This window comes from Luteolibacter sp. (assembly GCF_039920825.1).
GTDB lineage: Bacteria > Verrucomicrobiota > Verrucomicrobiia > Verrucomicrobiales > Akkermansiaceae > Luteolibacter.
Genome location: NZ_JBDSCX010000059.1, coordinates 70,690 through 90,490, shown reverse-complemented (window position 1 = coordinate 90,490; position 19,801 = coordinate 70,690). Strand labels below are relative to the sequence as shown.

Annotated in this window: 14 protein-coding genes; 3 read left to right on the top strand and 11 right to left on the bottom strand. The window is 58.0% G+C overall.

The annotated features are described in order from the left end of the window. Positions 1-125: 125 nt before the first annotated feature. From ABIQ96_RS18185 to rhaM, 10 genes are all read right to left on the bottom strand, one after another. Positions 126-899, bottom strand: a complete 774-nt coding sequence (locus tag ABIQ96_RS18185) for an ABC transporter ATP-binding protein (protein ID WP_348216050.1) — start codon at positions 897-899, stop codon at positions 126-128. Beyond that, positions 896-1,819, bottom strand: coding sequence for a branched-chain amino acid ABC transporter permease (locus ABIQ96_RS18180; RefSeq protein ID WP_348216049.1), 924 nt, complete (start codon positions 1,817-1,819; stop codon positions 896-898). Before ABIQ96_RS18180 ends, ABIQ96_RS18185 begins: the two co-directional genes overlap by 4 nt. After that, positions 1,819-2,727 (bottom strand): branched-chain amino acid ABC transporter permease, encoded by a 909-nt coding sequence (locus tag ABIQ96_RS18175; protein ID WP_348216048.1) that lies wholly within the window; start codon positions 2,725-2,727, stop codon positions 1,819-1,821. The genes ABIQ96_RS18180 and ABIQ96_RS18175 overlap by 1 nt, the downstream gene beginning before the upstream one ends. A 111-nt stretch (positions 2,728-2,838) precedes the next feature. After that, complete coding sequence (locus ABIQ96_RS18170; protein ID WP_348216047.1) at positions 2,839-3,975, bottom strand: ABC transporter substrate-binding protein; 1,137 nt, start codon at positions 3,973-3,975, stop codon at positions 2,839-2,841. A gap of 302 nt (positions 3,976-4,277) precedes the next feature. Then, a complete protein-coding gene (locus ABIQ96_RS18165; RefSeq protein ID WP_348216046.1) occupies positions 4,278-5,009 on the bottom strand; it encodes an alpha/beta fold hydrolase in 732 nt (243 codons plus the stop codon). 12 nt (positions 5,010-5,021) lie between these two features. Continuing rightward, positions 5,022-5,909: an NAD(P)-dependent oxidoreductase gene (locus tag ABIQ96_RS18160; protein WP_348216045.1), complete on the bottom strand. Its 888-nt coding sequence runs from the start codon at positions 5,907-5,909 to the stop codon at positions 5,022-5,024. Positions 5,910-6,184: 275 nt separating this feature from the next. Next, positions 6,185-8,083 (bottom strand): polysaccharide lyase family protein, encoded by a 1,899-nt coding sequence (locus ABIQ96_RS18155; protein WP_348216044.1) that lies wholly within the window; start codon positions 8,081-8,083, stop codon positions 6,185-6,187. 95 nt (positions 8,084-8,178) lie between these two features. Further along, positions 8,179-9,546: a glycosyl hydrolase family 28 protein gene (locus tag ABIQ96_RS18150; RefSeq protein ID WP_348216043.1), complete on the bottom strand. Its 1,368-nt coding sequence runs from the start codon at positions 9,544-9,546 to the stop codon at positions 8,179-8,181. A gap of 25 nt (positions 9,547-9,571) precedes the next feature. Further along, positions 9,572-11,023: a sulfatase gene (locus ABIQ96_RS18145; RefSeq protein WP_348216042.1), complete on the bottom strand. Its 1,452-nt coding sequence runs from the start codon at positions 11,021-11,023 to the stop codon at positions 9,572-9,574. Positions 11,024-11,030: 7 nt separating this feature from the next. Beyond that, entirely contained in the window at positions 11,031-11,345 is a 315-nt protein-coding gene (rhaM, locus tag ABIQ96_RS18140; protein WP_348216041.1) for an L-rhamnose mutarotase, read from the bottom strand. 136 nt (positions 11,346-11,481) lie between these two features. Here rhaM and ABIQ96_RS18135 point away from each other — a divergent pair, with 136 nt between their 5' ends. Then, the gene (locus ABIQ96_RS18135; RefSeq protein ID WP_348216040.1) at positions 11,482-14,181 is read left to right on the top strand and encodes a glycosyl hydrolase; all 2,700 of its coding nucleotides are present in this window, start codon (positions 11,482-11,484) and stop codon (positions 14,179-14,181) included. Positions 14,182-14,235: 54 nt separating this feature from the next. On the opposite strand, the gene ABIQ96_RS18130 is transcribed toward ABIQ96_RS18135, so the two are convergent. Further along, positions 14,236-16,827, bottom strand: coding sequence for a DUF4965 domain-containing protein (locus tag ABIQ96_RS18130; protein ID WP_348216039.1), 2,592 nt, complete (start codon positions 16,825-16,827; stop codon positions 14,236-14,238). A 396-nt stretch (positions 16,828-17,223) separates the two neighbouring features. Here ABIQ96_RS18130 and ABIQ96_RS18125 point away from each other — a divergent pair, with 396 nt between their 5' ends. After that, the gene (locus ABIQ96_RS18125) at positions 17,224-18,666 is read left to right on the top strand and encodes a sugar MFS transporter (RefSeq protein WP_348216038.1); all 1,443 of its coding nucleotides are present in this window, start codon (positions 17,224-17,226) and stop codon (positions 18,664-18,666) included. Between the two features lie 24 nt (positions 18,667-18,690). Then, positions 18,691-19,797, top strand: a complete 1,107-nt coding sequence (locus ABIQ96_RS18120) for an ROK family protein (RefSeq protein ID WP_348216037.1) — start codon at positions 18,691-18,693, stop codon at positions 19,795-19,797. Positions 19,798-19,801 lie beyond the last annotated feature (4 nt).

Genomic DNA, 19,801 nt, shown 5'->3' with positions numbered 1-19,801 from the left:
TTGAGGCACCGCGAATCTGGCGAATCCTGCGAATCTTTTTAAGAGGATAAAGAGATTTGGGATTTTGCATGTCTTCAATTCTTAAAGATTCGCTCGATTCGCCAGATTCGCGGTGCATTCCCTCTTCAAACAGCCGCCGCGCCGAGGTAGGCCTCGATCACTTTCGGGTGGCATTGGATTTCCTTCGGAGTGCCTTCGGCGATCTTGATGCCGTATTCGAGGACGGCGATGCGTTCGCAGATGCCCATGACGACCTTCATGTCGTGTTCGACGAGCAGGACGGAGAGATTGTAGCGCTCCTTGACGAAGCGGATGAGCCGCATGAGGTCGTCTTTCTCGGACGGATTCATCCCGGCGGCAGGCTCGTCCAACAGAAGGAGCTTCGGACGGGTGGCGAGGGCGCGGACGATTTCGAGACGACGCTGATCGCCGTATGGCAGCGAAACCGCGAGTTCGTCACGCTGCTGGGCGAGGTCGAAGATTTCGAGAAGTTCGATGGCGTTCTTCTCGGTTTCCGCTTCGGCGTTTTTCCAGCCCTTGCCGCGCCAGAGGGCGCTAAAATAGCCTTCGCCATTGTGAAGGCGGGCGGCGACTCGAATGTTGTCGAGCACGCTGAGGCTGGCGAAGAGACGGATGTTCTGGAAGGTGCGGGCGATTCCGGATCCGGCGAGGCGGTTTGGCTTGATGCCACGGGTATCCCTCCCGGCAAATTTGATGAGCCCCGACGTCGGCTGATAGACACCGGTGATCATGTTGAACGCCGTAGTCTTGCCCGCGCCGTTGGGACCGATCAGGCCAACAAGCTCCCCTTCCCCGACCGACAGAGTCAGTTCCGAAACGGCGGTGAGACCGCCGAATTTGATGGTGGCTTTTTCGAGTTCCAGCAACGGCGCGCTCATGATTGTTTGCGGCGTTTGAGGTTGAAGGAAAACAGTCCGGCGGGACGCAGCAGCATCAACATGATGATGAGCAGCGCGTAAATAATCATGCGGTATTCCGAGAAATCACGGAGCACTTCCGGCATCAGCGTGAGCAGGATGGCGGCGGCGATGACACCGATCGTGCGGCCCATTCCGCCGAGAATAACCATGACGACGATGTCGATGGACTTCAGCCAATCGAATCCGGTAGGAGAAAGAAACTGCTTGTGATGGGCATACAAACCACCGGCGATTCCGGCGAAGAAAGCGCCTGTGACGAAAGCAGTGACCTTGGTGCGGGTGGTGTCGATGCCGTTCGACTCGGCGGCGATTTCGTCATCGTGGACGGCGATGAATCCACGGCCGTAGGTGGAATTCACCAGCGCGGTGATGGCGTAAATCGTGATCGCCGCGAAACCGAAAGTCCATCCGAGGTTGGTGAGTTTCGGAATCCCTTTCAGTCCACTGGCAGCGCCGATGGCTTCGGTGTTCTGTGCGATGACGCGGATGATTTCTCCGAAACCGAGGGTAACAATAGCGAGGTAGTCACCGCGCAAGCGAAGCGACGGCACACCGACTAACAATCCTACGGCAGCGGCCAACAAACCTCCGGCAATGAGAACGAGAGGGAAAAACCAGAACGCTTCCGCCGTTGCCCCGGCCTTCAGCGAAAGCCAAGCGGAGAAGAATCCCCCCACAGCCATGAAACCAGCGTGGCCAAGGCTGAACTGACCGGTATGGCCGTTGATCAGGTTCAAACTGGTCGCGAGGATGATTGCGATGCCGACATCGATGACGACGCCGAGATAATAACGGTTGAACTGAGGGGCGAAATAGGAGGCGAGGATCGCGAGTGCGATCCCTAGCAGCAGCCAGCGTTTTGCTCCGGGAAACGGCATCAGACTTTCTCGACGGATGAGCGGCCCAACAGACCGGCGGGTTTGAGGATGAGGATGAGGATGAGGATGCCGAACGCGATGGCGTCGCGGTAGTTCGACAGACCGGGAATGCCGCCTGCGATGGTTTCCAACAGCCCGAGGATGATTCCGCCCAGCACGGCACCCGGAAGATTTCCGATGCCACCCAATACTGCGGCGACGAATGCGCGAAGGCCGGGTTGCACACCCATCAACGGCTCAATTCCAGGAGCCTTGATCGCATAAAGGATCCCGGCGACGGCAGCGAGCGCGGAACCGAGTCCGAAGGTGAATGAAATGATGCGGTTGACCGGAACACCCATCAGCGAGGCGGCTTGTTGGTTGTAAGAAACAGCGCGCATGGCGGTGCCGATCCGGGTTTTCTGAACGATGAGCCACATTCCGATCAGCAGGACAGCGGTAACCGAAACTGTCAGAAGGTCATTGCTGGAGAGGATGAGTTTTCCAAAATGGATCGAGTGCTCGGGCAGAAGTTTAGGAAAGGGCTGTGGCGAGGCACCGAAGACCTTTTCGTTCTGTGCGGTGAATTCGATCAACAGCGAAACGCCGATGGCCGTGATCAACACCGTGAGCTTCGGGCGGTTTCTCAACGGTCGATAGGCAAGTCGCTCGATCAACATGCCGAGGCACGCGCAAAGGCCGGCCGCGATCACGAAAACCATGATGCAGCCGATCACCGACTGCGAACCCATCAATTTCTCAACCTTCGGCGCGATGTAAAACGCGGAGAAAGCGCCTAACATCAGCACGTCGCTGTGCGCGAAATTGATGAAACGCAGGACACCATACACCATCGTGTAGCCCAGCGCGATGAGCGCGTAAATGGCTCCCAGCCCGAGTCCGTTAATGATCTGCTGGAGCCAATCCACTAAGAGTTGATGGTTGAGAGTTGATGGTTGATGGAAAGAGCAAGAAGGAGACGTGATGAGAGAACGATCATTTCTTCGCTATCAACTATCAACCAGTGACCATCAACTTCTTCAAGGATTCACCGTGGCGTTATAGGTGAACTTGCCGCCCTTGATCTGGATGAAAACGAGGGCTTTCACCGCGTCGCGATCCGCGTTGAGGGAGAATTTTCCGCTCGCTCCGGCGAAATCCTTGGTGGCGGCGATCGCGTCACGCAGCTTGGGCCCGTCGGTGGTTCCGGCTCGTTTCATGGCATCAGCCAACACGAGGGCGGAGTCGTAGCCGAGGACGGCCATGGCATCGGGTGTCTTGCCTTTGAAACGCTTCTTGTAGGCATCCACAAACGAGGTCATTTCCGGAGTCGGCTGCTCGATCGAGCAATGGGTGGAGAAATAGTGACCTTCCATCGCATCCTGGCCGATGGTGAGCAGGCTTTCGCTTTCCCATCCGTCGCCGCCGAAGATCGGGATGTTCATGCCGAGCTGTTTGGCCTGGATGCAAATGAGGGCGACGTCGTTGTAGTATCCCGGAAGGAAGATGGCGTCCGGTGCATCGCTCTTGATGGCGGTGAGCTGGCCTTTGAAATCCTTGTCGCCGCCATTGAAGTCGAGCTCGATGCCGATCTTGCCGCCGCTGCTCGGGTATTTTTCCTTAAAGCTCTTGGCGAGGCCCTTGCTGTAGTCGCTCTTCACGTCGGTGAGGATCGCAACTTTTTTCGCCTTCAGGGTGCCACTGGCGAAGTTGGCAAGCGCGCCGCCTTGGAAAGTATCGTTGAAGCAGACGCGGAAAATGTAGTCGCCTTCCTTCGTCACCGTCGGGTTGGTGGAGGCAGGCGAAATCATCGGGATCTTGTTTTGCTGGCAGATCGGCGCGGCTTCAAGCGAGCGACTGGAAGCCACTTCACCGAGGATCGCGACAACGCCGTCCTTGGAAATCAGCTTGTTGACCGCGTTGGCGGGCTCACCGGCTTTCGTTTGGTCGTCTTCCGTGAGGAGTTCGAGTTTTTTCCCGAACACCCCGCCCGCCGCATTGATTTGCTCGACAGCGAGGAGCGTTCCTTCATGCGAGGAGGTCCCGAAAGTCGCTTCTTTCCCGGTCAACGAGGCGAATTCACCGACCTTGATCGAGTCCCCGCCCCCGGATTTGCAGCCAATCAAGGCGGTGGCGAGGACGACAACGGCGGGGAGGAGGAGGAATTTGGATTTCATACGGCGGCAAGGTGGAAAGTGGCCCGCAAATTAGGAAACCAGCTTGATGAGCGCAACAGCATTTTGCATGCCTTAAAGATCGGTGGAAATGCACTCACCCTCGCCAGTCGCACCCCACCCTTTCATCGGAAAAATCCGGGAGAGCATTCAACTTCGACAACGGCGCTGCAAAAATCTCTTGGGCGAACGACAGCAAGATCCTCGTAATTTTTGGAAGCAACGTGCGGGTATTTAAAAAGGAGCCTTCCGACGACGGTGTATCCATCGAATATCAAACCGCCAAATGAAGATGGCAATGCACTTCACCCGAACGAAGCCTTGAGCCACCCATCCACCGCTTCGACAAGTTGCGGATAGCTTTCTTCGTCAAACGAATGTCCAGCGCCGGGAATGGCTAGAAATTCCTTCTCACAGATCGCGGCTTCGAAGGCGTCGCGACCGTCCTGGATGGGAACGAGATCATCGGCGTCGCCGTGGATCAGCAGCCATGGTTGGGTGACGGCTTCCGCTGCGGAAAGGGTGTTGCCGATCAGGCGGAGATCGTCGACGTAGGTCGATGAAAGCGGGCAATTTTCATCCTCCCACATAAAGCCTTCGCCCGGGGTAACGTCACCGAATTCGCGCCGCACGAAATCCGCGGTGTGGGTCATGCCCGCGAGTGAAATCAAGGCTTGGATACGGAGGTCGCGCGCGGCGGTTAGAACCCCTACCGCACCGCCCATGCTGTGGCCGACGTAGGCGGCGCGCGCGGTGTCGGGGACGGCATCGAGAACGGCCTGGAGGTCGCCTATTTCCCTGGTGATGCAGGAATCCTGGAAGCGTCCCTCGGATCCGCCATTTCCCGAATAGGAAATCCGCAGACACGGCCAGCCGAGTGCGGAGAGCCCCTCCGCAAGGGCGACGAGGTGCGGACGGTCCTTGTTGCCGGTCACGCCGTGGGCGAGAATCACCAGAGCATCCGCACGGGTGCCGGGATGAAAGGTATGGTCGATTCGCTCGCCCGAGCGGTTCCGGATTTCACAGTCGGTCATCATGGTAAAAATCAGTTAGGCACCGGCGCGCTCCGGAAAGGTCAGCTCGGCGATGCCGGATTTATCGAGCTCGCCGAGACCGAGGTCGATCATTTTCCGGTATTGGGCTTCAGTCGCGTGGGAAAGCGGAACCCCCACCCCGGCGGCATCGGCGAGGGCGTTGGCAATGCCGCTGTCCTTGGCCGCGTGGGCGGAGGAAAAATAACAATCATGCTCGCGCGTGATCATGTCGTCGCCATCGGTTTCCAGCACGCGGCTGTTCGCACCGGTCTGTGAGAAAACCTCCTTGAGCGTCTGCAAATCCAGTCCCAGCGCGGCTCCGAGTCCGAGACCTTCGGCAAGTCCGGCGGTGTTGATGTTCATCACCATGTTGACGAGCGCCTTGATCTTCGCCGCATCGCCTACCGGCCCGACGTGCCTTAGCGATACGGAAATGTCCTTGAGCAGCGGTTCCGCTTTTTCAAATACGTCAGCATCGCCGCCGATCATCAGATAGAGTGTTCCCTGCCGCGCCTGGGTGATGCTCGATGCCATGCTCGCCGCAAGCGTGGAAGCTCCGGCAGCCTTCGCCGCCTCTTCGGCCGCTTCATGCGAGGCCGGGCTGACGGTGGCGCAGTTGATGAAAATTTTCCCCTCCGCGCCTTTAAGCAGCGACTCCTCGCCAGCGAAAATCCCGCGCATCGCAGCATCGTCGGTGACGACGGTGAAGATCACGTCAGAGGCAGCGGTCACCTCGGGCAGCGTGGCTGCCGCCGTGGCCCCCAGTTCAACCGCCAGCGATGCCGCTGTGTTCTCGTGATGATCGAAAACCGCGGCGATCGGGTATCCCAAATCCGCCAGGCGGCGGGCGATATTGGCACCCATCCTCCCGACTCCGACAAATCCAATGGACGCTTTTTTCATCGGGCAAAATTTGGCGGCATCCATCCACCGGTGCAACCCCAAGTTTCAGGGAAGCGGCATCCACATCATCCGAAGATTTTTTGCCGCAAAAAGGATCAAGAAAACGCAAAAATGGAGATGGAGGAGATCGAAATGTGATCCATTCGGCAACAATCCCCAGACATCACCTGATTCCCTCTTTGAATATGGCAGATGCAAACTGTGATTTTTGCGCCCATTTTTCTCCTCTTTGCAGCTCAATAAATCGTCATGGATTTGCAGCCCGTCCCCAAGTTTCACGAGGACGTGACCAACGTCGGCACCGCTTCCATCCGGATGCAGTCATAAAGCACGCCCTGATGCCAGGCCGTTCCCTTCAAGCGGAACTGAAGGACGTTCTCGCCTGTTTTCAAGCGGGCCGGAGGAAAATTGAACGATCGCTCGAAGGACATGCCCCGGTGGGAATCGCGGTGCATGGCTCCGTCCTCAGGAAGCGGACCGGTGTTCCCCACCTCGGTTCCGTTAAGCAAAAGGGAAAGGCTGGAACCCTCGCGGGATCCGCAAAATGAAATCCGCAGCCGGGTTCCGCCGTCCGGCACCGTGTCCAGCGGAAATCGAACCGTCCACACCGAGTCACCGAGCACTTCGCACTCGGGCGACAGGTCCAGCGGCTGGCAGATGTTCCAGTCCTTTTTCCAATCGCTCTTGCCGACGATGTAGTTCACCCCGTCCGGAAAATCCGTTTTAAATTTCAGATAGTTTCCCCAATGCCAGTATTGGTCGCCGTTGCGGAACTCGGCGGCGCTGCGGTCGGGAATTCCAATCTGCCAAAGCGTCGGTCCCGCCCGCTCCGGCGTCCAGACGAGCTCACCCGCCGAAGCGATCCCGCCGGCATTCACCTTCACTCCGGACTGTTGGAATTCGCCGAACACTCCATTGGTGAACGCGTGCAAAACATAAGTCCCCGGTCGAACCCCCTTGATGGAAAACGAACCGTCCGCACCGGCGTGGGTCCAGTATTGATAGAATTTCCCGTCGCGCTGCCAGCCAACCGTTCCGTCATTCCAACGGTCGCGTGTTGCATAGTCTGGAGCCGTTAGACCAACCCACATCCCTGCGAGCGGCGTTGGAGGCCCCGCCGGATCCTCAATCCTGATTTTTCCCGAGACACCTCCGCGCGCGGCGGCGGCCGGATAGTCGTCCTGTTTGACCCACGGATACGGCCAGGCGGCGCGCTCGGTTTTCGCGCGTTCGAGCGCGGAACTCCAAAGCTGGTCGGGGCTGCCTCCTTCGTTGAAATGGATCGCGAACGGACCAATCACCTTCGACCATTTTTCATCCTTTTCTAACGACAGCACGGTCCCGCCGTAGTGGCTGCCGTGCCACATGTTGAGCAGTGTCGGCAGGGCGTCGCCGCCGACGTCGAGGTGCCCGGTCAGTTCCATTTTCGTCGGGCCACCTGCGAGGTATTCGACGCTGGGATTGATCATCCAAACGCCGAATTTCCGTTTCGTTCCGAGCCAACCGTAAGCCGGAACTTTTTCCAAAATCGCCGAGTAACTGTATTTGTGCTCGGCCCATCCGACATGGATCCCGGTGGTCATGCGGCGGGCTTCCTTGAGGTTCAACGGACTGCCGGCGTCCCAATCGGCGCTGGTCGGCATGATCCAGTTACGATCCTTGTCCACCGTGAGCTGCTCGAAGATTCCGGTGTCGAGTTTGATCACGAAGCGCCCCTCGCCGATCCTGAACTGCGCGTCTCCCGGCCCGTGCGCGAGGACGGCGGTCGCATAAATCGTGGTGGATTCGCGATCCATAGCGTAACGGATTTCCGATGCGCCGGGATACGCTCCATCAGATCCGGTCCCGTGAAACCGGCAGACGACTTCGGCCCGTTCGCCGCCATTGGCAGCCGGGTCGATCGATACGGCCTGTCCATTGGACCGCCCCAAGCCTCCCACCCGATTTCTAGCAGATGACGCGGACATGGACCAATAGCCGGTCCCTCCCCCCAACAATTCCTGACCACCAAACGCGACCGAAGTGATTTTCCCGGAACTCTTGTCGATCGTCGTTGCAAGCTTTCCGTTGGAGACCTTGAAAAACCGCTCGTCCTGGGAGAGGGAAACATCCGCCCCGCGGGATAACGGAGAGGCGAAGATCAAACAGGCAATGGTAAAAACGAACGCGCGCATCGGAAGGGTGATTGCACGGTATAACACGGTTCACCCGAGCGCCCTAGCCCAGATTTAACCCGATGGGGTTAAGATTTTACCCATGAAATCGAGCATCAATAGGGCTTGCCGTTGAGCAAGACATTCCTGGCAACAAAGTTCTTCACGTCCTTCGGTTGGAAGCCGGGATCCTCCAGCTTGAGATCGATGTTCTCCAGAGTGATGTCACGCAGGGTGTCACCGGGATTTCCGCCGAGCGAACCGAGCGTGTAGAACGCTCCTGTAATGTTGCGGATGGTGATGTTGTTGACCGTGCGCGACGGCGGAGCGTGGCCTTTCAGGTCGAAAAACTGACTCCAGGGTGCGACGTTGAGCATGCGGCCTTTTCCTCCTTCCAGCTTGATGCCGTCGATAAGAATATTCTCGTAATGCTGCGGCGTGTCGGGGCGGAGCTTGAGGGTGAGCATGGTGGCATCGCCCGTGATCCGGCAATTTCTAGCAGTCACGTTGCGGACGAGGGTGGCCTCGCTGCCGCAGGTGATCATGCCGTTGCCATCGCCGAACTCGCAGTCCTCGACGAGGATGTCCTCGACCGGCGGACTGTCCTTGTCCTGATCGGCGAGCGGGCCCTTGCTGCCTTTGAGGGCGATATTGTCGTCGTTCACCGAAATATAACATTTGCGAACGGTGACCTTTTGCGAGCTGTCGATGTCGATGCCATCGGTGCTGGGGCCGAGGATATTGTCCTTGAGCGGCTGGTTGCTGACGGACGCGTCCTTGTCCATGCCCTTGAGAATTTCCGGAGTCATGTAGTTCCGGTGCTGGGTGTGGCGGGTCGGCGAGATGATCGTTAGATTCTCCACCACCACATCGCTGCAACGGTAGATGTGAAGATTCCAGAATCCAGAGTAACGCAGTGAAATGCCTTCGATGCGAACGTCCTTGCAACGATCGATGAACATCAGCCGCGGCCGCTCGACTTCGAGATTGGTGCACTTCGGATTCTCCCGCCGCCGCTGCCAGAACTTCGCCCAGAAGGTGATGCCGTTGCCGTCGATGACGCCCTTGCCGCCGATTCTAACGTGGTCGATTTCCTCAGCGTTCACCAGCGCCATCCGCCATGGCTCGAAGTGACCTTCGATGCGGGTTTCGCGTTTCGGATAGTCCTCGATGTCAGTGGACCCGAGCAGAACGGCATTTTCCGCAAGGTTGAGTTCGACGCCGGCTTTCAGAAAGATCGATCCGCTGCGGAAAGTTCCCGCCGGGATCTCCACGACTCCCCCGCCCGCGCCGGCGGCCTGGTCGATGGCTTTCTGGATGGCGGCGGTGTTGATCGTTTTCCCATCGGCGACAGCGCCGAATTCGGAGATCGGGAAATGTTTCAACTCGGCGGCACAGGCCAGCGAGGTGAAGCAAATGAAGAGGAGGAGTTTTTGAGGAAACACGGGACAAACTACGACGTTGAAACGTGCCACTGCGATCATCCAATCGGGTTAGGACGAAATTTTTTCATTTGGCGTTGGCCGACGGCGGCAGATGCCCTTTGGCGTATTCTTTCACAAGCGGGCTCAGTTTAGCAACAACATCAGCATGCTTCGGATCGTTCGCGAGGTTGGTGAGTTCCACCGGGTCTTTCGCCGGATCCAACAACATCGCTCCGGCACCACGTCCGTAGAATTCGCCATAGCGCCATTGTTCGGTGCGGACCATCACGCCGGTGAAATTTTTGCCATCCTCGCTCCACACCGTGTAGGCGGGGTGATCCCACTCTTGGGTTGGATTTTTCAACAGCGGCACGAGGCTGCGGCCTTCGAGTCCTTTCGGCTGCTCCATGCCGCACAGTTCAACGAGTGTCGGATAGAGATCGATCATCTCGACGACCCGGGCACAGGTCTTTCCCGCCGTTTGTTCGCGCGGATCGCAGATGAAAAACGGCGTGCGCGTGCCTTGCTCCCAAAGCGAACCGGCCTTCGACCACTTGCCCTTCTCGCCTAACTGATAGCCATGATCGCCCCAGAAAACAACGATCGTCTTCTCCCGCAATCCCAGCGCGTCAAGCTCGCCCAACACCCGTCCCACATTCCAATCCATGAATGCGGACGACGCCAGGTAGCCGCGGATCATCAGGCGCGCCTCATCCTCCGAAGCATCGCGGCCGATGAAAAGATCCGCATTTTTCGGCCTAATCGAGCCCGCTGGAAATCCTGCAGGCACCGTCGGGCGCGGCGCGAAATCCGCGGGCAGCGGGATCTTGCTTACATCCCACATGTCATAAAACGACTGCGGCGCTTCCGGCGGGCTGTGGGGTTTTACGAATCCGCAGCCGATGAAGAACTGCTGGTCCTTGTATTGCCGCAGATATTTGATCGCCCGGTCGGCGGCTTTGTAATCGCCGTGTTCCTCGCCGTTGCCTTTGAGCACCACCCATTGGTCGGATTTATGGTCGCGGACATCAGGTGCGACTTCGACGACTTCATCATCGGGATCCGTCTCGGCATTTTTAGGCTTTGCCGGGCGATCCTTGGGAACACCAGCCAGAGTGCGGATCTGACCATCGACGCTCCAGGCCTCGGTGTCGTCGATGCCGCCATGGAAAATCTTCCCGATGCGAATGGAAGTGTAGCCGTTGTCTTTAAAATACTTCGGCATACTGACGAAATCCGGATGCGCGTCACCGAACCAGGTGCGATTGCCGAGCACGCCGGTGGTGCCCGGCCGACGTCCTGTTAGCATCGATGCCCGGGAGGGTCCGCACAGCGGAAACTGGCAATACGCGCGGTCGAATTTGACGCCGGTCGTCGCCAGTTTGTCGAGGTTCGGCGTTTTGGCGAGGGTGCTCGCATAGCAGCCGAGTTCGGTCCGCATGTCATCGGAAATGATGAGCAGCACGTTCATCTTCTCGGCGGCACGGGCCTGAATCATCAGGAGGACCGCGATCAGGAAAGTCGGGACTTGTTTCATTGATTTGTTAGGGTGCGTGAAAAACTTCGGATAACGGAACACAGACCGGCGAATGGTCCGGATTCGTCTCCATGATGTCGGCCATGTAATTCCACCACTTCCGCACGATTGGATTGGATGGGAGGAAATCGGCGGTGTGGCCGTCCGCCAGCTTCTGCACGGCAAAAAGCGCCAGTGTTTCATCATCGAGAAAAATGGAATAGTCGGATACTCCGGCATCGGTGAGTGCCTTCGAGAGCTCCGGCCAGATTTCGTCGTGCCGTTTCTTGTACTCCGCTTCGAAGCCGGGTTTGAGTTTCATTCTGAATGCGTTCCGTCTCATCGGTTTTTCACTTGGATTCATCGCAGGGAAATCGCCCCCGCACCTTCATACGGAAAAAATCCGCAACGTGAAGATAACCCATCCGGGTTGCGGAAATTCACGTGCATCGTCGCCACAAACTTCGGACCCTTGAGGCATGGCTCCCGACTTGTTCCGAAAAACCTGCCTCGCCACCTCTCTCCTGGCCACGGGATGGCTCGGAAATTTCGCGATTGCCGGGGATTTTCCGGAGGACCCGATGGGCTGGCCTGCCGTGACCTCCATCAACAAACCCTGGACCCGCTGGTGGTGGCTCGGCAGCGCGGTGGACAAGCCGAATCTCACTCACGAACTCGAAGATTTCGCAAAGACCGGACTGGGCGGTGTGGAAATCTGCCCGATCTACGGCGCGGTCGGAGCCGAAGATCGTTTCCTGAAATTTCTATCACCCGGATGGATGGACATGCTGGCGCACACCACAACCGAAGCAAAACGCCTCGGACTCGGCGTGGACATGACCACCGGCACCGGCTGGCCATTCGGAGGACCACAAGTCACGCCGGAGATCGCATCCGTCGGACTAACAATGATTCGTGAAAAAGCCGCTGATGGAAAAGCTATCACCCTCACCCTTCCCAAGGGAAACCTCCAATGCTTGCGGGCGTTTCCCGAATCCGGGCCCTTTGTCGATCTAGCAGGTTCGGTGAAGGATGGAAAACTCGATTGGCAACCTCCAGCGGGCAAATGGAACATCGTCGGGCTGGTGTCACAGTCTCCCATTCAGAAAGTCAAACGCGCGGCACCCGGCGGCGAGGGCAACGTGCTGGACCCGTTTTCCCCGGACGCAATGACCGGCTATCTCGCCGCGTTCGACAAAGCGTTCGCAAAATTCACCGCACCGATGCCACGGGCGCAGTTCCACGATTCGTTCGAGTATTACGCTGCGGAATGGACACCCGCGTTTCTTGAAAAGTTCCACGGCGCCTGCGGCTATGACCTGCGCGACCAGCTTCCCGCCTTCGCCGGAGTGGGTGATGCGGACACCGTCTCCCGCGTCCGGGCAGACTATCGGGAAACGCTCAGCGAGCTTCACCTCGCCTATCTCCAGCGCTGGCACGACTGGGCGAAATCCCATGGCGAAATCACCCGCAACCAGGCCCACGGCTCGCCGGGAAATCTGTTGGACCACTACGCGGTCTCGGAGATTCCCGAGACGGAAATCTTCAAGGACGTCGAAGAGAGCCAGATCCCGATGATCCGGATCGCCGCGTCGGCCGCCCACTCGAAAGGCGACGAACTGGTCAGCTCGGAAACCTTCACCTGGCTCGGCGAGCACTTCCAGGTCACGCCGGAAAAACTCAAGGACGCCGCCGACTTCGTCTTCCTCGGCGGAGTAAACCACATCCTTTTCCACGGCATCCCCTACTCGCCCGAAGATGCGAAATGGCCCGGTTGGCTGTTCTACGCTTCGACGAACATGGGACCTAACGGCGGTCTTTGGCGCGACCTCTCTGCGTTCACCGGCTATCTCCAACGGTGCCAGTCCATCCTCCAGCAGGGACAGGCGTCATCCGACGTCCTGCTTTATTTCCCCATCCACGACATCTGGTACAACAACCAGGAAAAACTGCCGCTTTTCACCATGCACAACCAAGATGCGTGGCTGAAGCCCACCGGTCTTTACAAGACTTCGATGGAGCTTTGGAACAACGGGATCTCCTTCGACTATGCCAGCGGCAACATGCTTTCACGCGCTACCGTTAGGGATGGCAAGCTCGTCCTCGGTGGCCATGCTTACAACGCGCTCGTCCTGCCCGGAGTGAAACGCATGCCTCCGGAAATCATGGACAAAATCGCCGGTCTTTCCGCCCAAGGAGCCAGCCTCGTCGTCCAGGACGGCTGGCCGAACGAAGTCCCGGGCTTCAACCGTTCGAACGAGCGGCGCGATGAGTTGTTAGATTCCGAAAAAAAAATCAGGAACAACGTCACTCAGGCAACCGAGATTCTCCCGGCGCTCGCCTCACTGGGCGTTGTCCGCGAAACCATGACCGCCGCGGGCCTGCGTTTCGTCCGCAGGACGCATGCGAAGGGATTCCATTACTTCATCGCAAACCGCAGCAGCACCCCCTTCGATGCCATCCTGCCGCTCGCCGTTCCGTTCAAGTGCGCTGTCGTGCTTGATCCATGGAATCCCTCCAGTTCGGGAACGTCCTTGCCGCAAATTTCCAACGGCCAACAAGGAATCGCACTTCGCCTCGAACCCGGCCAATCCATCATCATCCGCACGTTCACCGATCAGATGATCAAAGGCGATGCGTGGATCAATCCACCAGTCGATCCAACCATCGTTGCCATTGAGAGCCCGTGGAAAATCGAGTTCATCGAAGGCGGCCCGATCCTTCCCACACCGACGGAAGCCATCAAGTTAGGCACATGGACCACACGGCCCGACCCGGATGTCGCGAACTTTTCCGGCACCGCCCGCTACACCACCACCTTCGATTTCAATCCCCCCCTAACCGCTTCCTGCCGGCTCGATCTCGGCCGTGTCGCCAACACCGCCCGGGTCACCTTGAATGGCAAACCCGTCGGTATTTCGTGGTGCGCACCTCACATTATCAATGTCGGCCCGTTCCTCAAAACCGGGAGAAACCAACTCGAAGTCGAAGTCACCAACCTCGCATCCAACCGGATCGCCGATCTCGACCGCCGCAAGGTTTCATGGAAACAATTCCATGAGATCAACTTCGTGAACATCGATTACAAACCCTTCGACGCCTCCGCATGGCCCGCTCTCGAATCAGGTCTGATAGGCCCGGTAAAACTGTTGGTTTCCCCGGATGAAGCCCGTAAATGAAAAGGCCTGCCGGGCGAAGCTCGCACGACAGGCCTTTGAAAACTCCGGTGAAGCTTACTTCTTCTTGCCGGGCTGGATCTCGGAGATTCCGATATCGATGTATTGTCCGCCGCTGGTTTGGTGGCAATGAACGGCGATCACGTTGTCACCAGGTTTCAAAGCGGCTTTGCCTTCGGAGGTGAAGGGAAGAACCTCGTAATCTTCGTTGAAGCCGGTGGCGGTGGCGGCAAGCACACCGTTCACATAGACTTCGACGTCCTCATCGTGGTGCGAGGAAATGGCGATGGTGGAAGGAAGTGTCGCGGGAAGAGTCACCGTGCGGCGCATCCAGATGTCGTTGGAATTCCACTCCGTCCGAACGTGGACGTTGGGCGTGTTGCGGGTGCCGAATCCGGCAGGCCCGTTGCGCCAGCCCGAGGCATCGAAGTCGGACTTCATCCAATCATTCCCTTGGCCGGTGAAGGTGTAGCTCCACACCACGTTGTCATTGTCGAGTGCCGTCGGAGTGAGCTGTTTGATGATTGGAGCGACGTAGTCAGGCATTGGCGCCCAGTTCTTCGCCTTGGTGGTATCGAGGCTTGCGTATTTTTTCCAGACCTTCGCATCGTAAAGCGCCTTGGCGAACACACCGCCAACGACAGGGCGCGCGGTGAATCCGACTTTCTTCGCGGTCTTGGTTTCATACCAATCGGTCATCGGCGAGCGGTCCGGGGTTTCGTTGAGGAAACGGAATACCGGCGTGACGAGGGATTCGAAATCCTTCCTGTCTGTTAGCGTTGCGGACCAGAGTGTCCAGTCGAGCTTGGTGTAGGTCGCACGGTTGTCCAGCGGCAGTCCGTAGGTGTTCTGGGTTTTCAGATAGAAATCCATTTCCGTGCGATAGACATCGGCGGGGAAAAGATTCAGTCCGAGGATCTTGTCCCAGATGAGATTGTATTTCTGGCTCCAAGTGCCGGCCCGGTCGAAGGCGAGACGATAGTGGTCGCCATCCTTGCCTTCCTTCACCCAGCGTTGGGCGTATTCCTTGGCGGTCTTCGAGTATTCCGCAGCCATCGCCTTTTCGCCGCGCATTTCACACAATTTGGAGAAAGCTCCGAGGCCGCAAATCGCTTTGACACTGAGGTTCACGTTGTGGGCAAGGTGACCGGAGAAATCGTCGGTGCAGAGCTGGTTCTCGGGGTCGAAGCCCTTGTCCTTGAGATACGCGGCCCATTGCACGAGGCGATCCCAGTAAAGCCCGGCGAAATCAGCGTTGCCTTCCATCTGCGCCACCGCGGCCATCAGGATCACCATGTTTCCGCTTTCCTCGACAGGCATCTGGTTTTCCACCGTCTTCTCGCCGCCGCCATAGACCTGGCCGTTGGCGAGCGGATAGGTGCCGAGGTCGTGCGGTGCGAACGGGAACTTCCAGCGGTCGCTCTTCGCGTAGTTCATGAATGGCACGATGAACGACTTAGCGACGGTAGGTCCGCACAGCAGGAACTGCGGTGCCATCGGATAGAAAACATCCGAGGTGGCGATGCAGCCGTTGGAGTGGTTTTCCTTACAGAAAGAAAGCGGCTGGCCGTTTTTGTCGGCGACAAACTTGCCGGCGGCGAAGCACTGGCGGTAGGCCAGCGCGGTGATCTTGGCATATTGCTCGCCGCCGATCTCCTTCATGTCCGCCATCAGGGTGGCGTCGAACTCGGCGCAGCGCTTCATCAGCGAGTCGTATTCCTTCGCGGAAGCGGCGAGAAGATCCTTGGCTTCCCAACCGTTCTTGCGCCAATACGGGCGGAGATTCTCGTGATTGTATTGGATCGAATAGAGGTCGTCATAGGCGATCATCATCCAAGTGGAAACCGGCTTGGCCCCAACCTTGAGAGGCTTCAGCTCGATGCCCATCCCCGATTGATCCGCCCGGCCTGACTCCGCCTTCACTCCTGCCGAAGCGAACGAAGCGGCGAATTTTTCGGGCCGATCGAAGTTGGTCCCGGCGGTGGCCGCGGAAGGAGCGGCCACATAGGCATAACCCCAGTCAATGCGATGGTCATCTCCCTTCGACATGAGGACGCGCTGGGAGACGGAACCCATTTTCACGACACTCAAGCCGCCACCGCTTTCCTCGCTCCAGGAAATGTTCTGGTCTGGATTGTTGACGACGAGTTCGCCCCCAGCTCCGAAATAAACCGACACCTCGTGCTCCTTGCCGTCGGTGGCGTGAAAATCATACGTTAGATACGTGACCGGCCGCGAGAGCACCGCCATGTCCCCCGGCAGCGACGGAGTGGTGAAGGTGAGGCTCAGCGAAACGCCCGAGCCTTCGAAGGTGTAAATGCTGCGCGTCGGCAGGACCGTTAGACTTTTCTGCGTCAGCGCGGGAATCGAATTCGGTGAGGCTCCCATCACGCGGTGGGCCTGCCCGTCGATACGGACCAGACTCGTCAGCGGCTGCTTTTTCCCGGTCCAGTGAGTGGTCTCGACATCGGTGAGGTTGTCGCCCGGAGACCAGATGCTGAAATACGGATCGCAAGCCACAAGCGGCGTGGACGGCGGGATCAGGTCGTTCTCGTTGGCGGGCTTTTCGCGCCCGAAGGCGGAAGCGCTGAAGAGGTGGGTTGCCGTCATCAACAGAGTGGCGGATCGGATCAATCGTTTTGGCTTCATGGGCAGGATGGTGGGTTTCGTGGGGAAATTCCAAGAATACCCGTGGATCACGGGCGGACCGCCAGAGTGATGGGGCCGATCCAGTCGAGTAAACGTCAAATTCGACCTCCGATCCACATGTGGATATTCAGAAAATGCGCGGCGACAGTGGCTACCGGCAACCCCCGGAGGCCGGACCATCCCTTATTTTGCAGGCATCGTTTCTTGGAGAACCAATGATTCATTGCCGAAACGGGCTAGGCAACGCCTCAATGATTGGCACCATTTCGCATACCCAAAATCCCCCTAATGTGGGATTGACGCCCGACATTCGGATTCTAAATCGCTTCACAAAGCCGGATTGGCTGATTGAATGGCCGCGTTCCACAGAATTGCAAAAACCCTGATCCACAACTCATGACCACCACGCCCGCTCGATCCAACAATCGATTCGCCTTCATCGCCGTCACCGCCCTGTTCTTCATGTGGGGCTTCATGACGTGTTTGAACGACCTTCTGATTCCGAAATTCAAGGCGGACTTCAACCTGAACCAGACCCAGGCGAACCTCGTGCAATTCGCGTTCTTCGGAGCTTATTTCGTCATCTCACTCATCTATTTCCTCATTTCCGCGGCCAAGGGCGATCCGATCAACAAGATCGGCTACAAAAACGGGCTGGTGCTCGGACTGGTGATCGCCGGAGTGGGATGTTTCCTTTTCTATCCGGCAGCAGAGTTCCATCTTTACTATCTGTTCCTCGGCGCGCTGTGCGTGCTTGCCGCCGGGATCACGGTCATCCAGATCGCCGCGAATCCCTACGTGACCATCCTTGGCCCGGAAGAAAGCGGGTCGTCCCGGTTGAACCTCGCCCAGGGTTTCTGCTCGCTGGGTTATGTGATCGCCCCATTCATCGGCGGGATCCTGATTTTCGGATCGGACGTTTTCAAAGGTGCTAACAAGGTGGGTCTCGACTCGCTGAAGATGCCATATGTGAGCCTGGGCGTCCTGTTCATCGTCATTGCCGTGATCTTCAAGATGATCTCCCTACCGAACTTCACGCAAGAAGGCAAAGTCGAACGCGGCGTCACCGCCTTCAAACACAAGCATTTCGTCTGGGGCTGGCTGGCCATTTTTTTCTATGTCGGCAGTGAGGTGACCATCGGCAGTATTTTGATCAACTACCTCAAGGATCCGGGTGTCATGGGGCTGGCGGAGAGCCAATCGTCCAAATACCTGTCGTTCTGCTGGGGCGGACTGATGATCGGACGCCTGATGGGAGCCATATCGCTGGGCGATGCCAAACCGTCGAGAAAGCTACCCTACATGATTCTTGCGGCGGCTGTCTCCACTGCGATCATCTATGCCTGCGCGAGCGGCAAGGAGTATCTCACGACCGGCCAGCACATCCATCCAATGGATATCATGCCCTTCATCGGCCTGGTCGCCATGAGCTTCGTGTTCTTTTACATCGGAAGATCCAGCGCCGGCCGGATGGTCGGTTTGTTCGCCCTTGTCGCGGCTGCGCTGACGATTTTCTCGATGAGCACCCATGGCGAGTATGCACTGTGGTCGATCCTCGGCATCGGCCTCTTCAACTCGATCATGTGGTCAAACATCTTCAGTCTTTCGATCCGAGGACTTGGCAAGGATACGAGCCAAGGCAGTTCGCTGCTGGTGATGATGATCGTCGGTGGTGCGTTGATGCCTCTCGCGCAGGGTTGGCTGACCGACACCTACGGCATCCGTGCCTCGTTGGGCATCGTGTTGTTCGGCTACGTCTATCTGATTTTCTTCGGCTTCTTCGCTCCCAAGGCGAAGGGCAGCGAAGGTGATGCGGTCCGCGTTGGCGGCGGCCATTGATTCAAGCGAGCGACTCCATCCGACATGACGACGAAGCTCGCAGACGATTCCCGCATCGTGATGACGCTCGATGCGGGTGGGACGAATTTCAAATTCTCCGCGATCCGCGGCAACGAGGCGGTCACCGAACCGTTCTCGGTGCCATCGAACGCGGACAACCTCGACCGCTGCCTGGCGACGCTGGTAGACGGATTCGAACGGGTGAGGAAATCTCTGCCGGACGCACCGGTGGCGATCAGCTTCTCATTTCCCGGCCCCACCGACTACGCCCGCGGCATCATTGGTGATTTGGGAAATCTTCCGTGTTTCCGCGGGGGGATTGCTTTGGGACCGATGCTGGAGGCGAAATTCGGCATCCCGGTTTTCATCAACAACGACGGTGACCTCTTCGTCTATGGCGAAGCGATCGCCGGATTCCTGCCGCATGTCAATTCACTGTTGGAAAAGGCCGGCAGTCCTAAGCGTTACAAGAACCTCTTCGGCGTCACGCTCGGAACCGGCCTCGGTGGCGGCATCGTCCGCGATGGTGAACTCTTCGGCGGTGACAACATCTGCGCCGGTGAGATCTGGCTCATGCGCCACAAACTCCACCCGGGAATGAATGCCGAGGAAGGCGCCTGCATCCGCGCCGTCAAACGAACCTATGCCGAACTAACGAATACGTTGTTCGAACAATCACCCGACCCGAAAACCATCTTCGATATCGGCACCGGCAATGCTGCTGGAAACCAGTCCGCCGCCGTGGAGGCCTTCCGCCGGCTCGGCGAAACCGTCGGTGACGTCATCTCGCTTGCCACCACTTTGCTAGACGGTCTAACCGTCATCGGCGGCGGTGTCTCGGGTGCATGGCCGTTGTTTCTCCCGGCCATCGTCGATGAAATGAACGGCACCTATACCAGCCCCAAGGGCGAAAAGTTCCGCCGCTTGGCGCAGAAGGCCTTCAACCTCGAAGACCCGGACCAACTCGCCACCTTCCTCCAAGGCGACAAGCGGGAAATCACCGTGCCGGGAACAGGCGAGAAACTGATCTACGATCCGATGCCGCGTGTCGGCGTCGGTATGTCGCGGCTCGGGACCAGCGAGGCCGTGGCGATCGGTGCTTATGCCTACGCGTTGCATCAACTGAAGTGATTGT

Excerpts from the sequence above, each read along its gene's own strand:
- ABIQ96_RS18185 (WP_348216050.1), bottom strand. The coding sequence starts at position 899 with ATGAGCGCGCCGTTGCTGGAACTCGAAAAAGCCACCATCAAATTCGGC.
- ABIQ96_RS18180 (WP_348216049.1), bottom strand. The coding sequence starts at position 1,819 with ATGCCGTTTCCCGGAGCAAAACGCTGGCTGCTGCTAGGGATCGCACTC.
- ABIQ96_RS18170 (WP_348216047.1), bottom strand. The coding sequence starts at position 3,975 with ATGAAATCCAAATTCCTCCTCCTCCCCGCCGTTGTCGTCCTCGCCACC.
- ABIQ96_RS18165 (WP_348216046.1), bottom strand. The coding sequence starts at position 5,009 with ATGATGACCGACTGTGAAATCCGGAACCGCTCGGGCGAGCGAATCGAC.
- ABIQ96_RS18160 (WP_348216045.1), bottom strand. The coding sequence starts at position 5,909 with ATGAAAAAAGCGTCCATTGGATTTGTCGGAGTCGGGAGGATGGGTGCC.
- ABIQ96_RS18155 (WP_348216044.1), bottom strand. The coding sequence starts at position 8,083 with ATGCGCGCGTTCGTTTTTACCATTGCCTGTTTGATCTTCGCCTCTCCG.
- ABIQ96_RS18150 (WP_348216043.1), bottom strand. The coding sequence starts at position 9,546 with ATGATCGCAGTGGCACGTTTCAACGTCGTAGTTTGTCCCGTGTTTCCT.
- ABIQ96_RS18145 (WP_348216042.1), bottom strand. The coding sequence starts at position 11,023 with ATGAAACAAGTCCCGACTTTCCTGATCGCGGTCCTCCTGATGATTCAG.
- rhaM (WP_348216041.1), bottom strand. The coding sequence starts at position 11,345 with ATGAGACGGAACGCATTCAGAATGAAACTCAAACCCGGCTTCGAAGCG.
- ABIQ96_RS18135 (WP_348216040.1), top strand. The coding sequence starts at position 11,482 with ATGGCTCCCGACTTGTTCCGAAAAACCTGCCTCGCCACCTCTCTCCTG.
- ABIQ96_RS18130 (WP_348216039.1), bottom strand. The coding sequence starts at position 16,827 with ATGAAGCCAAAACGATTGATCCGATCCGCCACTCTGTTGATGACGGCA.
- ABIQ96_RS18125 (WP_348216038.1), top strand. The coding sequence starts at position 17,224 with ATGACCACCACGCCCGCTCGATCCAACAATCGATTCGCCTTCATCGCC.
- ABIQ96_RS18120 (WP_348216037.1), top strand. The coding sequence starts at position 18,691 with ATGACGACGAAGCTCGCAGACGATTCCCGCATCGTGATGACGCTCGAT.